Raw genomic sequence first — 12986 nt, 5'->3', positions numbered from 1 at the left:
TTTATTTTGAATTTTATTCCAATCTTACATTTAACAATATTAGAGATTTATTACAAATAAAACCCTATCTTGTCCAGGACCGTCATAATCTTTCGAAACCGCGATACCGTTGACTTCACTGTCTCCATCTTCAATACTAAACCCCATCTTTGTATGAAAGGCGATGGACGTTTTATTTACAGGTGAAGTAATGCACTTCACATTTGTTCGTCCGAAATCTATAATCTGATCAAAAAAAGCCTGATAAAGACCCCTTGCTATATTCTGATTTCTATATTCGGGATGAACACCTACAAAGTGAATATACGCCTCAGACAAATTTGTTTGTGATAAAAAACCAATTAAAAAACCAACTACTTGTCTATCTTTTTCAATAATAAAGCTTGTGTTATTAAAATGAGTAAAAAACAGTTTTGGTAGTAAATGTGCCATCTCTCTTCCTCCCCACCAATGATTAATGAGTGGTTTAATTTTCTCATAATCTCCTTCTGCGATTGTCCTTAATTTCACTTACAGCCCCCCTAAATCTATCACCCATTTTAGCCGTTCTATTTTGAAATAGTCCCTTGATGAAAAAACATTTGCCATTTATTATCCCGGTATCGCCAAATTGAACTTCTTAACGTATGACGATTTCTCGTTTCATCAAAAACACGATAAGTAGTCTGAGCAACATCTGGAGCTAAAGAAGACACTTTAAAATCATACAAAGTCATCTTTAATGCCCCGACTCCCCCTTCTCCTAAACAGTCCTCTTTGTCAATAACAATGCCGGAACTTCCAAACTCCAAAAAATCATCTGCTAATAACTCATCAAGAGCTTCTGATGATAGTCTTACCTCAGGCTTTAATAGAGTTTGTTCCAACTCTATTAAATGATTATATAAATCTGATTCATTCATTTTAGTCCTCCTAAGCTACTTAACTAAGTGTCACCATTTTCGGCGTGGTCGACTCTCCTATAGGTCGTTTCTTCTTCAAACCGAAAACAACTCTTAACACAGCTACGTTCCGAATCAAAAAGTGATAAGTAACCATGATTGTAATAAAAGATACGGTTAATAGGAAAAGTATTTTAATTGTCGTCGGCCAAGTTAGGTCGTAAATAAGAAAACCATAAAAGACGATGACAGGTTGATGAAGTACGTAAAACGGCATTGAAGCTTCACTTCCATATGTTAAAAAACGATTAGAAAAAGACAAATATTTATTCGCTAAAGAAAAAATGACTAACAACCAGCTCCAGCTTGAAAGGGTCTGAATACCGTGAAAGATGATTCCTTGAGCGCTATTTGTAACTAACGATCCTTTGAGGAACCAAATAACATAAACAATCGTTAAACTAACAGCCAAAATGAAATAAATTTTTATTTGAGATTGTAATGCTCTCCTAAAATCATCACTCAAGATAAAATAATAACCATATAGAAAAAGAACCAGGTAGAAAAGAAGATCCCACCCTCCTAAATTTTGAGTTTTAACGAAGCCTGTTCCAACTAACAAACTCGGCAATAATACAAAATGAAGTCTTTTAAATGAACATTTTCTCAATAAAACAAATAAAGGGAGAGCTAATACGGAAAAAACCAATAGTACAAGTAAAAACCATAAATGTAATCCAAAGAAGGCAAAGTTTCCAGCCCCACCAATTTCTAAATATAATCCATCAAAGTACCTTGGGATAAAACGTAAAAATGAATCATTGAATTGATGATAGTAAATTTTTTCGATATAGACTTGAGGAGGGGCGAGTACGAAAACCCCAAAAATAAGGGGAATCGCTAATCTCTGAAACCTTTCTTTTATATAACCCTTCATTTGCTTTTGCTTTAATGCATAGAAAGTACTAATCCCAGATACAGCAAAAAAAATAGGCATAATCCATAAACCAAGAAAAAGTGAAAAAACCAAAATGCTAGTAGAATTAAGTTCATTATTTTTGATGTGCCACGGGAACGGATTTACGAACATCGAACAATGATAAAAGAACACTGCTAACGTAGCGATTACACGAATCCAATCTAGGTCATAACGTCTATGTTCGTGCATGAATCTACCCCATTCCTTCCAGATTGTCACCATTTTAAAATGTCTTTATTTTTCTACAATAGTTAAGATCTTCCATATTTTACTACAGGTTCACTCCTATTAGAATACTCTCACAAAAAAAAGACCTAAGTCTCTTAAGACTTAAGTCAGATTTTTGTTTATTTATCTGTAATTAATAAACTGAACATCAATAGAAAGATTGGCTCCTCTAATTGCTGCGATGATTGCTTGCAAATCATCACGGTTTTTTCCAGTTACACGAACTTGATCATCTTGAATTTGACTTTTTACTTTGACTCCACTATTTTTAATGATCGTATTTATCTTTTTGGCGTTTTCCTTGTCAATTCCTTGAATTAACTTTGCTCTTTGACGTACAGTTCCACCAGAAGCGCCTTCAATCTTGCCATAATCTAGATTTTTTACAGATACATCACGCTTGATTAACTTTGTTATTAGAACATCTTTCAGTTGCTCTAATTTATATTCATCATCAGAAATTAACACAAGCTCTTCATTTTCTAATGTGACGCTACTCTTACTTCCTTTAAAGTCATAACGCGTTGAGATTTCTTTTGTCGCCATAGTAACCGCATTGGTTACTTCTGACATATCAATTTTTGAAACAATATCAAACGAACTTTCTTTAGCCATAATTCAACAAACCTCCGGATATCATATTCTTCTATTATAGGTAAAACAATATATGTGAGCAACTGTAACTAAAGCGAATGTAGTTATGTACGGATGTTAGCAACCTTCTGAGCTAATGCATCTGATAGCCTTGTTATCCCTAGGGGTTCACGAACACGTCCGTATTCCTCATGATGAAAATCAGACCCTCCCGTTCGGTAAAGTGTTACCCCAAGCTCGCTTTCAATGGCTTCGGTCAGTTCTTCATAACGTTTAACTGTTTCTTCGTCATGATCACGGTGATAAATTTCAATTCCATCGAGGCCCCATTCCCTAACCCAGTCAATAAAATCTCCATCAACTCCGTAATAATCAGGATGGGCAACGATCGCAATTCCATTTGTACCGTGAATCCAATCAATGGCCTCTTTCACCGACATTTCCCTAGATTTTTCAACATAACCAGCTTGTCCTTCTGCTAAAAAACGATCAAATGCTTCTGCCACATCTTTGACATAACCAGCCTCAATCAAAGCTTTTGCTACATGTGGACGTCCGATGCTTCCTCCATCTGTATGTTTAATCACTTGTTCTGGTTCAATAAAAAGATTAATTTTTGCTAATTTTTCAATGATAGTATCTAAGCGCTCTCTTCTTAATTGCTTTTGTAAAGCAAGCATCCGTTGAAGCTCTTCATCTTTCCAATCAAACTGATACCCTAAAATATGTACACTTTTCCCTTTATATTTTGTTGAAAATTCAATACCTGGTATAACCTGAATCCCCAACTTTTCTCCTGTTTGAATCGCTTCTTCAAGTCCATCGACACTATCATGGTCCGTTAACGAAACGATTTTTAACTGAACGTCCTTACACTTTTTCATTAATTCAGACGGTGAATAACCACCGTCTGAAGCTGTAGAGTGCATATGAAGATCACTATTATGATTCATATTTATTTATCCTCATTCCTCGTCTAAAGTTACTTGCCACGTAACTTGTCCTGTACGTAAGTGATCGGTGTATACGAGTTCGTATTCAGATCCAATAGGTACAACAAAAGCTACTTCCCCGCGATTTGTTCGACCTGGATGTAGTTGACCACCTAAGATCCCTCTGGTCTCAATGGATGTATCCATACTATAGGCAAATCCCTCTTTATCGACTAACGTAATTTTATAAGAAGAGAATTCATAAACCGTTTCTCTTTCATTATCGAATTGTAAGTCCACGAATACAATCTGGTTTCCTTCATCCTCTAAAATTTCTTCTACTCTAACTTCATTTAATGTAATTCCTATTCCATTAATGAAACGAACATCCCCAGAACCCTTTGATTCTATAGTCTCTTCCACAGAATCACTTATAGCTAACGCCGGGGATTGACCAGATTGAAAGTATTGAAAACCGTAATAGCCGCCAAGCAACAGTAAACACGTAACTAAGCTTAGTAATAAAACCACTTTCCCTTGCATCATTTTCTCTCCTTAATCAGTCATTCATATTGAACATACTTTTAAGTAGTTTAGCTAGTAAATATCCAATCAGGTTTTATCCATTATGACCAGACACTCTAACAAATGTATGATGAGAGACGAGTTATTATGACAGTAATTTATTTTTTCCACCAAGAATCAAAAATCGTCACAGGTGTTTGGCGCTTATGCTCCGTGTTATCATAGCGTGTTTCAATTTTCGCAGTGATTTCTGGATCAACGGTTTTTCCTTCAAGATAATCATCTAGTTGGTCGTAGGTCATACCTAAAGCAACCTCATCAGGCAATCCCGGTTTTTGATCTTCTAAATCAGCTGTAGGCTCTTTTAAATATAAATGTTCAGGAGCACCAAGCTCTTTTAATAAAGCTCTGCCTTGTCTCTTAGTTAATCCAAATAATGGAGCAAGGTCACAAGCACCATCACCATGTTTCGTAAAAAATCCAGTTATCGCTTCTGCAGCATGATCTGTTCCAATAACTAAGCAACCGAAATGAGCAGCTAGGTCATATTGAGCTTTCATTCGTTCACGTGCTTTCGTATTCCCTTTATTAAAATCGGATAGTTTCTCCCCATTTGTTGCTGCGCCAAATGCATCTACTGAAGCATCTACTGCCGCTTTTATATTAACTGTAATAGCTTTTGTTGGTGCGATAAAACGAATGGCATCTTGAGCATCCTCTTCATCTTTTTGAACACCGTATGGAAGTCTTACTGCATAAAAAGAAAAGCTCGCCTCATTTGATTCATCATTTAATTCATTAATAGCTGTTTGCGCCAATTTACCCGCTAATGTAGAATCTTGTCCACCTGAAATCCCCAAAACATAGCCTTTGGCTCCTGTATGTAGTAAATAATTTTTCAAAAAATCTACCCTTGTACGAATTTCATCCTTCGGGTTAATAGATGGTTTTGTTTGTAAATCTGCCATAATAGCTTCTTGCTTCGTAGTCATTATGTATTCCTCCTAACATTCCAATACCCTTATTATAACAACAATAACACTATCGTTGGAAGTCATACCCAAGATGTTCGAGCTGATCCAACTTTCCTTCTTTTGTTAACACATCTATTTGTCTTTCACCAAGTAAGTCAAAATGAGGATATTGATCTCTTGTGTGAATCCACTCTGGTCTAAGTCCGTACTGTTCTCCCCATTGAATGAGTTTGTTTAAATCAGCACAAGCCACTTTTGTAACCGTCGTACACTCAGGAAAACGTTCATCTATCCAGTAGTGAGTTAAAAAAGCAATCTCCCCGTTATCGGCTTTTGTTTTCCATTCATCCAACTTTAATCTTGTAAGACCAAAAGCCATACTACTCCTCCATCATTCCATTTGTTTTGATTATAACAGTTCAAACAACTTCTTTGCTAGTTACAAAGAACGGTACCCGTTCGTTCTTATTTTGTATTATGATAAAAAAAAGGGGGCGTCATCATGTCATTTTCAGAATATACGCAATTTGACGGCTTAGGTTTGGCTTCACTCGTTAAAAGTAAAGAAGTGAGCTCACTGGAATTGATCGAAGCAGCGATTGCTCAGATTGAGACAGAGAATCCTTCTTTAAATGCTGTTATTAATACATTTTATGAATTGGCTAAAAAAGAATCTAGAGAAACATCATATACAGACCATCACCTTTTTGCCGGAGTTCCGATGCTTTTAAAAGATATAACGCAAGAAATCAAGGGCCAGACGATTACTTCAGGTTCATTATTATTTCAACACAATATCGCTAAAGACGATTCAGAATTCGTGAAACGTCTTAGAAAAACAGGTACCGTTTTCATCGGTCAGACGAATGTGCCTGAACTGGCTCTTATGGGGATTATTGAACCTACATTATACGGACCAACTCGAAATCCTCGGAATCACGATTATACACCAGGCGGTTCAAGCGGTGGCTCTGCAGCGGCCGTTGCATCAGGAATGGTTCCAATTGCTGGGGCCAATGATGGAGGTGGGTCTATTCGAATACCGGCTGCCTACTGTGGTTTGTTTGGTCTTAAGCCGACGCGTGGAAGAACCCCCACTGGCCCGTCATACGGTCGTCATTGGCAAGGAGCTTCGGTCGATCACATTCTCTCAAGAAGTGTACGTGATAGCGCAGCCATGCTTGACGCAATTCAAGGTTCAGAAAAAGGCGCTGCATTCCATACAAGCAATTCAACCACTTCATTCTTATCTTCAACACAGAAATTGATTTCGAAGCCTTTAACGATTGCTTTTTCTGTTCAATCTCCTTTAGATACAGAGGTTCACTCAGACTGCAAACAAGCAGTGTTGAACTGTGTTCAAATGTTGGAAGACGCAGGCCATCATGTCGTCGAAAAAAGCGCTCCGGTAAATGGACAGACTCTCGCTAAAAGTTATTTAACTATGTATTTCGGAGAAGTTGCTGCAACTCTTTCTTTAGCAGCGGAACAATTAGGAAGGAAAGTAGCCCAAAAAGATGTAGAGCCTACGACTTGGTTATTAGGGTTGCTAGATAAGGCAACAACGGCAGAGGAATTTGTACTTGGCTTACGTGAGTGGGATAAAGCTGCTTTTGCAATGGAAGCATTTCATGAAACCTACGATTTATATCTAACGCCAACAACCGCATTTCCTCCTGCAAAAATCGGGGAACTTGCCTTAAAAAATTACGAGAGAAAAATGATTTCCATTGTGAGTAAATTAGGACTAGGAGCTATATTGAAAAAAACTGCTTTTGTAGATCAGTTAGCTATAAAAAGCTTAGAGAAAACTCCTTTCACTCAGTTAGCTAATCTGACTGGTCAACCAGCCATGAGCTTACCGTTATACCAAACAAGAGAAGGCCTGCCTTGTGGCGTACAGGTTATGGCTGCACGGGGAAAAGAGTCTTTGTTGTATCAATTAGCAGGACAATTAGAGCAATCATCTGCTTGGGTAAAGCCTATTATCACTGCGTAATAGAGAAGTTCCCCAAAAACCTGTTTTGGTCTTTCGGGGAACTTTTATAAACCCTTTAATTATTGCTCGTTTTTGTATCCATTTTTTCGAGCTTGCATTTCGTCAGCAATTTCCGCTTCGAAGCCACGAATACTTTCAACACGACGTTGATTTTTTTGCTTAATGGATTGCTTTTGTTCATCCTTCATCTCTGTATGAACTAAAGACTCTTCTGCTGCTTCAATATTGTGTTCTGTGTTTTTCTTCATTTGTTGCAGTTTTTCAACATTGTCATTACGGTTATCAGGTTTAGCCATCTTTATTACCCCTCTACATTTACTGGCGCATATAGCGCAAGCTTAGTATGGATGTTGTCAGAAAACTTAATACCTGTCCATTAATTATTTCTTTATTTCTTCATATTTTAAAAACCACTCAGGAAAAGCTTTTTTAAATGATGTAGGCTTAAATGTTTCCTTTTTTACAATAATGTGTGTCGTTGTTCCTTCTACACATAATTCATCTTGTCCATTAACCACTTGATAGCCATAAATGGTCTTAATTCCGTCATTTAACTCAATCCACGTTTTCACAAAAGCCTTGTCGCCATAACGAAGTGGCTTTTTATAAGTCGCAGTTACATCATAAACCGGCGCATAATACCCGGCATTTTCCATCTCAATGTAACTGTAACCTACATCTTCAACCATTCCTCCACGACCTAGTTCAAAATACTTTAAATAGTTCGCGTGATAAATGACTCCCATCATATCCGTATCTGCATACAAAACTTGAATTTCCCTTTTTGAAATAAACATTTATATCCCCCTGTTTCCTAGTACTTGTAGAACATCTTCTTCCTTGATGGTAGACAACTCTTCGACGTCTAGTTGTTCATTCTCGAGGCGATCTGACAACCGTAAAGACTGCGTCTGAGCGAGCTGGTCAAATATATCAACCGCAAAGCGTCCATTACCAGCATGCCCCGCTTCTGGTAATAATTTAGTAAGTGTTTCTTTTACTTCTGCTCCGAATTGGTAACCAGCATGATTCGCCCGTAACAAAATGATTTTCAATAATTCTGATTGACCATAATCAGGAAAAGAAATATGTTTTTTAAAACGAGAACGTAATCCAGGATTGCTACTCAACAGTTCTTCCATTTCTTCACCGTATCCCGCTAGCACAACAGCTAAATTCTCTTCGTATTCTGTCATTTGTTGAATCAAAGTGTTAATTACTTCTTTACCAAAGTCCCCTTGTCCTTTTGAAAGCAAAGAATAAGCTTCATCTATAAACAATACGCCACCAACGGCATCTTTTACTTTTTCTTTTGTTTTCTGAGCAGTTTGACCGACATAACCAGCAACTAAATCAGCCCTGCTTACAACGACTAAGTGACCACGTTTTAATAAACCAATCTCTCTTAATGATTTAGCGTATAATTTAGCTACCGTTGTTTTTCCAGTTCCAGGATTTCCTGTGAAAACAGAATGAACTTGCAAAGGAAGAGTCTTCATTCCTTTTTCACGCCTTAGTTGTTGAATGTGAACAAAAGAAGTTAATTGATTTATTTCCTTTTTTACTTGTTCAAGCCCAATTAAATCGTCTAACTCATCCCTTGCCGATAATTCAATCTTAGTTGGACTCTTTCCTTTGAAATCATTTGCTTCGAGAAATACAAAATCATCGGTTTGAGGATTTTCAAGGGACATCCGAGCACCTTTTTGGAAAATAGCGTCTAAAATAATATTTTTAGCTGTTCTTGCATTGCCAAAACTTTCATCTACTTGGGCTTTTTCTATTCTTTTCATGAACTCTCGTTTTGCTTCGATCGTTAATATATAATCATTTTCAATTGCTACTTGTTCCCCGATTTGCACTAACTCTTCTAAAGAGTAATTCACGAGTTCCAACTGATTTTGATCAGGGAAACGGCTCCTTAACCCTGGATTGGCTCTTAAGAAACTTCTCATTTCTTCTGGATATCCTGCTAAAATAACAGCAAATGTGCCTGCATATTTCCCACTTGTCATGGCCGAAACTAACGTATCAATAACGGTTTGGCCATAATCATTTCCCGCTGCGCCTGTTCTTTTTAATGTATAAGCTTCATCAATAAAAAGAACACCACCTTTTGCTTCCTCAATCGCCTTTAAAGTATTTTCTTCGGTTTGACCGACAAAAGCCCCGACAAGACGAGAACGATCAACCTCATGCACTTCATCTCGATCTAATAAACCCAGCTCGTTGTAAATTTTCGCTATTAATCTTGCAAGGTGTGTTTTTCCTGTTCCTGGATTTCCTTGGAGAATCATATGTAAGTTAATACTGTCTTTAGCTTGAAAGCCTTGTCTCATTCTTTCTTTTTGATAATGAAGAAATTGGTATAATTCTCTCACACGCTCTTTAATCTCTTCTAAACCAATCATTGCTTTTAATTCTTGTAAAGCTGATTGCTCTTTTGACTGAAGCTCATTTGCTCGTTCAGCATTCCAACGTCCCATTAATTGTTCAATTTCACTAGTTGCTTTAGCCACTTCTTGAAACTGTGTGGCTGAATAGTAAACACCCTGCACTGAGCTAGCATATTGTCTAACTGCTTTTAAAATAGAGTCAAAGGGAGATTGAAACTGTTCAATAAGATCTGATAACAATTTTAATTTCGCATTAGAATTTTCAGATATAAATGGCAAAGAATCTTGTACCTCTGTGCTCATTTCTTTGTATGTTTCATAATAATTGAAAAAGCGTTCCGCTATTTCTTCATATTCTTTTGCAGTCTGTTTCTTGGCTGAACTATGATCCGTTTCTCGTATCGGAGGAAATTTATTAGGAATCGGGATGCTTTTCAAAAAATTAATTAACATCTCTACTCGTAATTCGTGGGCAATCACAGATGAGTGATTCTTTTGTAAAGCTTCGTTTGTCCAACGTTCAACCAAAGGATCAATCTTCCCAATGCGATCGTATCTAGCTTTAGCAAGCATTGCGAAAAGCTGAGCCTTATGTTGACTCTGCTCTCCATCAACCCATTCGACTTGATCTAGTTGCCAAAGTATCTCCCAGGCTTTTCCCTCTTGAAAAGTGATCATACCTTTATCTATTTTTTCAAGCCAATCTTGAATTTTATCTATTGTCCATTTTTGCTGTAGCATTCTTACCCCACTTTCTCGTTTCACGCCCTCATTCTACCACGGCTAACCTATCTTTGCATGAACAGTAGTTGATCGTTTCGTACGTTTAACAGACGTTCCAACATAAACACCAGAAATGACAAATACAGCTCCGATCATCGTTGCTATAGTTAAAGTCTCTCCTAAAAAGACAGTCGCCATAATAACAGCCGAGACTGGCATCACGTTTATAAAGATCGATGCTTTGGCTGCTCCAATTTGTTGAATCCCATAATAGTATAAAATAAATCCAAGAACCGTAACGAATACACTCATATGTGCGATCGCTAGCCATGAAGACCAAGTACTAGTCGCTAGACTCTCCCAAGGCTTCTCAAGGATTGAAAAAGGCAATAGAAATAGTGAACCAAATCCAACAGCATAAGTAGTTGACACTATCGAACTAAATTTCCTTAACACAATTCGTCCGATCACACTATATAGTGCCCATGTAATAACCGCCCCTAGCAAAATGAAGTCAATCGGTTCAAACTGAAAGCTTATAATTACGGAGAGATCTCCTTCCGTGACGATCGTAACTACGCCAGCAAAAGCAAGTAAGAGTCCAATTACATTTCGCTTCGTTATCGTTTCTTTTAGAATCAATCCTGATAAAAGCATGATTAGCATCGGATTTGCCCCAATAAACAGAGAACTTTTAATCACGGGGGCATGTTTGCTAGCTAAAAAGAAGCAGATATTATAAATGGCAATTCCTGTTATGCCAAGAAGCGCAAATAAAAACCAATCTCTTTTCGTAATCCTTGGAATATTCTTCTCTACTAACCACATAATCGGAAATAATAGAATTGCGGCACCGAAAAAACGAAGAAATGAAATTGTAGCTGGCTCAAAACTTTCTATCGCTATTTTTCCAGCTATAAAAGCACTTCCCCACGTACTTGTCGCTAATGTAAGCATTCCGTAAATCATCCACTGTTTTTTACGATCCATGTAAGTCCTTCTTTCTTCGAGTAACGAAATAATAATAAAAACGAAAGGAATGATTAATTAACGATCCTTTCCCTTTAAAACCAGCTTATTTTTTCTTTTTTACGAGATGTTTAATTCCAACAATGAGTGCAATGACTGCAGTTATCACAATAGGAAAGAGCAATCGACCAACCGATGAGGTAACTGTTTCATTGTCCACAACCCCATTTGCTACGATAGTAAATGCACTTATTTGATTTGGTATAAAAAAATAAAACAACATGAAACTCGTTAACAGCCTAATCATAACTACACCTTTTTCTTCTATCAACTTAGTTCTAACATTTTAACAGATATATGGAATTTAGAAAAGAACAATCATAACCTAAGTCGGTGACTTGAAAATTTCAAGAAACGTTATCATTTTAATGGGGAATTCCGAGCAAAAATATGAGAAAATGAGGAGGTAGAGAGGAAGGTATTATGAAGAAAAGCATCGTATTTTTTAGTTATGTCATTATTGCTGTACTGATGTATTTATATGGGGAAGCGTTATTGAATTGGATTCGTCAAGGTGGCACTGAGTATATGTTAGTCACGGCCTTGCTTTCAACTTTTTTCGCCCTTTTCCCTATAATTCCATATCCTATTATCGGCGGAGTGCTTGGAGCTGCTTATGGACCTGCTGCAGGAAGCCTCGTTACATGGGTCGGCTCTTCACTAGCTTCAATTTTAATGTTTGCATTCGTGCGTTATGGTTATCAAGACTGGGGGAAACAGTGGCTCCATAAATATAAAAGTCTTTCCAAACTAACAAAATTGTTTGAAAGCAATGCTTTTATGACTATATTCTTGTCGAGACTTATTCCTTTTATCCCTTCAATCATTGTCAATATATACTCTGCATTGAGTCGGGTTAGTTTCTTGCGTTACTCAGTCGCCTCATCTTTGGGGAAAATTCCTTCTATGATTTTATTTGCAACAGTTGGAAATGCAATCGTTACTGATCCTAAAGGGTTGCTTTTGGTCGCTTTCTTTTACGGACTCTTTCTGTTAGTTGTTTATATTGGCTTTACCTTTTTTAACCGAATGACGTTAAAAGAAAAACAAGCTTAATACAGATAAAACAAGAGGGATGTCTCAGGTTAAACAATAACCTTTAGACACCCTCTTGTTTATGTATGTATATAGACAATTCGTTTTTTTAACCAAAAAACACAAGAAAAGATTAAATAGCCAATCATTGCTCCTAGTGTATTTAAAATGACATCATCTACATTTGCCACTCTGTGAGTGAATAAAAACTGGCTCACTTCAATCAATAGAGAAAGTAAGAATCCTGCCAGCAGAATAAAACTAAAGCGTCTCGCCTTCTTCCAAACCGTTGGTAATAAAAATCCTAAAGGCATAAACAAAATGACATTTCCTACTAATATTCTCAAAGGATCGTTTATAGTTGGACTAAAAACAGCAATCCGGTAAATGCTTCGAAATGGGATTAGGTTATAATTTCTTCCCCCTGGTCCTGCTGGTCCAAGTGAAGCACCATAGTTCCATGCTAATAATGTTACATAAAATAAGGCGGCTAAATAGCTCACCAACAAAAAAAGCTTCAACCATTTCTGATGTCTCATGTTTTCTCCCCTACCCCCTCATGCATGACATCAACTTCTTTTATTATTTCGTCTTTCTCATTCTATGACAAGCCTTTTAAGTCGACAACTTTTTTCTTTGATAAAATGAAATCTTTTTTCTAAAGACCTAAAAAACCCTGTAGCAATCTTGC

16 protein-coding genes are annotated in these 12986 nt (G+C 37.0%); 2 read left to right on the top strand and 14 right to left on the bottom strand.

Going from position 1 to position 12986, the window contains the following annotated elements:
- Positions 1 to 39: 39 nt before the first annotated feature.
- From JCM9157_RS13015 to JCM9157_RS12980, 8 genes are all read right to left on the bottom strand, one after another.
- Positions 40 to 510: a GNAT family N-acetyltransferase gene (locus JCM9157_RS13015; RefSeq protein WP_035665269.1), complete on the bottom strand. Its 471-nt coding sequence runs from the start codon at positions 508 to 510 to the stop codon at positions 40 to 42.
- Between the two features lie 38 nt (positions 511 to 548).
- Entirely contained in the window at positions 549 to 902 is a 354-nt protein-coding gene (locus JCM9157_RS13010; RefSeq protein ID WP_035665268.1) for a nuclear transport factor 2 family protein, read from the bottom strand.
- Positions 903 to 921: 19 nt separating this feature from the next.
- Entirely contained in the window at positions 922 to 2049 is a 1128-nt protein-coding gene (locus JCM9157_RS13005; protein ID WP_052013128.1) for an acyltransferase family protein, read from the bottom strand.
- 162 nt (positions 2050 to 2211) lie between these two features.
- Entirely contained in the window at positions 2212 to 2703 is a 492-nt protein-coding gene (locus tag JCM9157_RS13000; RefSeq protein ID WP_035665267.1) for a YajQ family cyclic di-GMP-binding protein, read from the bottom strand.
- Between the two features lie 83 nt (positions 2704 to 2786).
- Positions 2787 to 3635: a PHP domain-containing protein gene (locus JCM9157_RS12995; RefSeq protein WP_235714992.1), complete on the bottom strand. Its 849-nt coding sequence runs from the start codon at positions 3633 to 3635 to the stop codon at positions 2787 to 2789.
- Positions 3636 to 3647: 12 nt separating this feature from the next.
- Entirely contained in the window at positions 3648 to 4157 is a 510-nt protein-coding gene (locus JCM9157_RS12990) for a DUF4352 domain-containing protein (protein WP_035665264.1), read from the bottom strand.
- 140 nt (positions 4158 to 4297) lie between these two features.
- Positions 4298 to 5131, bottom strand: coding sequence for an NAD(+) synthase (gene nadE / locus JCM9157_RS12985; protein WP_035665263.1), 834 nt, complete (start codon positions 5129 to 5131; stop codon positions 4298 to 4300).
- Positions 5132 to 5180: 49 nt separating this feature from the next.
- A complete protein-coding gene (locus JCM9157_RS12980; RefSeq protein WP_035665261.1) occupies positions 5181 to 5492 on the bottom strand; it encodes a hypothetical protein in 312 nt (103 codons plus the stop codon).
- Positions 5493 to 5615: 123 nt separating this feature from the next.
- Here JCM9157_RS12980 and JCM9157_RS12975 point away from each other — a divergent pair, with 123 nt between their 5' ends.
- Complete coding sequence (locus JCM9157_RS12975; RefSeq protein WP_035665260.1) at positions 5616 to 7112, top strand: amidase family protein; 1497 nt, start codon at positions 5616 to 5618, stop codon at positions 7110 to 7112.
- A gap of 59 nt (positions 7113 to 7171) precedes the next feature.
- On the opposite strand, the gene tlp is transcribed toward JCM9157_RS12975, so the two are convergent.
- The 5 genes from tlp to JCM9157_RS12950 form a co-directional block, all read right to left on the bottom strand.
- Positions 7172 to 7408: a small acid-soluble spore protein Tlp gene (gene tlp / locus JCM9157_RS12970; RefSeq protein WP_035665259.1), complete on the bottom strand. Its 237-nt coding sequence runs from the start codon at positions 7406 to 7408 to the stop codon at positions 7172 to 7174.
- An 84-nt stretch (positions 7409 to 7492) separates the two neighbouring features.
- Positions 7493 to 7909, bottom strand: a complete 417-nt coding sequence (locus JCM9157_RS12965; RefSeq protein ID WP_035665256.1) for an acyl-CoA thioesterase — start codon at positions 7907 to 7909, stop codon at positions 7493 to 7495.
- Complete coding sequence (locus JCM9157_RS12960) at positions 7910 to 10249, bottom strand: AAA family ATPase (RefSeq protein ID WP_035665254.1); 2340 nt, start codon at positions 10247 to 10249, stop codon at positions 7910 to 7912. It lies immediately after the preceding gene.
- Positions 10250 to 10291: 42 nt separating this feature from the next.
- Positions 10292 to 11221 (bottom strand): DMT family transporter, encoded by a 930-nt coding sequence (locus JCM9157_RS12955; RefSeq protein WP_035665253.1) that lies wholly within the window; start codon positions 11219 to 11221, stop codon positions 10292 to 10294.
- 85 nt (positions 11222 to 11306) lie between these two features.
- The gene (locus JCM9157_RS12950; RefSeq protein ID WP_035665252.1) at positions 11307 to 11507 is read right to left on the bottom strand and encodes a hypothetical protein; all 201 of its coding nucleotides are present in this window, start codon (positions 11505 to 11507) and stop codon (positions 11307 to 11309) included.
- 176 nt (positions 11508 to 11683) lie between these two features.
- Between JCM9157_RS12950 and JCM9157_RS12945 the strand changes: the two genes are divergently transcribed.
- Positions 11684 to 12316 (top strand): TVP38/TMEM64 family protein, encoded by a 633-nt coding sequence (locus tag JCM9157_RS12945; protein WP_235714987.1) that lies wholly within the window; start codon positions 11684 to 11686, stop codon positions 12314 to 12316.
- Positions 12317 to 12375: 59 nt separating this feature from the next.
- Here JCM9157_RS12945 and JCM9157_RS12940 read toward each other — a convergent pair whose 3' ends face one another.
- Entirely contained in the window at positions 12376 to 12834 is a 459-nt protein-coding gene (locus JCM9157_RS12940; protein ID WP_035665249.1) for a VanZ family protein, read from the bottom strand.
- Between the last annotated feature and the right edge of the window lie 152 nt (positions 12835 to 12986).

This window comes from Halalkalibacter akibai JCM 9157 (assembly GCF_000513135.1).
GTDB classification, from domain to species: Bacteria; Bacillota; Bacilli; order Bacillales; family Bacillaceae_D; genus Halalkalibacter; species Halalkalibacter akibai.
Note: the sequence above shows the minus strand (reverse complement) of the source record. Positions and strands in the feature narration are given on the sequence as shown.

Bases quoted from the DNA above. Each gene is read 5' to 3' on its own strand.
- JCM9157_RS13010 (WP_035665268.1), bottom strand. From the start codon at position 902: ATGAATGAATCAGATTTATATAATCATTTAATAGAGTTGGAACAAACT.
- JCM9157_RS13005 (WP_052013128.1), bottom strand. From the start codon at position 2,049: ATGCACGAACATAGACGTTATGACCTAGATTGGATTCGTGTAATCGCT.
- JCM9157_RS13000 (WP_035665267.1), bottom strand. From the start codon at position 2,703: ATGGCTAAAGAAAGTTCGTTTGATATTGTTTCAAAAATTGATATGTCA.
- JCM9157_RS12995 (WP_235714992.1), bottom strand. From the start codon at position 3,635: ATGAATCATAATAGTGATCTTCATATGCACTCTACAGCTTCAGACGGT.
- JCM9157_RS12990 (WP_035665264.1), bottom strand. From the start codon at position 4,157: ATGCAAGGGAAAGTGGTTTTATTACTAAGCTTAGTTACGTGTTTACTG.
- nadE (WP_035665263.1), bottom strand. From the start codon at position 5,131: ATGACTACGAAGCAAGAAGCTATTATGGCAGATTTACAAACAAAACCA.
- JCM9157_RS12980 (WP_035665261.1), bottom strand. From the start codon at position 5,492: ATGGCTTTTGGTCTTACAAGATTAAAGTTGGATGAATGGAAAACAAAA.
- JCM9157_RS12975 (WP_035665260.1), top strand. From the start codon at position 5,616: ATGTCATTTTCAGAATATACGCAATTTGACGGCTTAGGTTTGGCTTCA.
- tlp (WP_035665259.1), bottom strand. From the start codon at position 7,408: ATGGCTAAACCTGATAACCGTAATGACAATGTTGAAAAACTGCAACAA.
- JCM9157_RS12965 (WP_035665256.1), bottom strand. From the start codon at position 7,909: ATGTTTATTTCAAAAAGGGAAATTCAAGTTTTGTATGCAGATACGGAT.
- JCM9157_RS12960 (WP_035665254.1), bottom strand. From the start codon at position 10,249: ATGCTACAGCAAAAATGGACAATAGATAAAATTCAAGATTGGCTTGAA.
- JCM9157_RS12955 (WP_035665253.1), bottom strand. From the start codon at position 11,221: ATGGATCGTAAAAAACAGTGGATGATTTACGGAATGCTTACATTAGCG.
- JCM9157_RS12950 (WP_035665252.1), bottom strand. From the start codon at position 11,507: ATGATTAGGCTGTTAACGAGTTTCATGTTGTTTTATTTTTTTATACCA.
- JCM9157_RS12945 (WP_235714987.1), top strand. From the start codon at position 11,684: ATGAAGAAAAGCATCGTATTTTTTAGTTATGTCATTATTGCTGTACTG.
- JCM9157_RS12940 (WP_035665249.1), bottom strand. From the start codon at position 12,834: ATGAGACATCAGAAATGGTTGAAGCTTTTTTTGTTGGTGAGCTATTTA.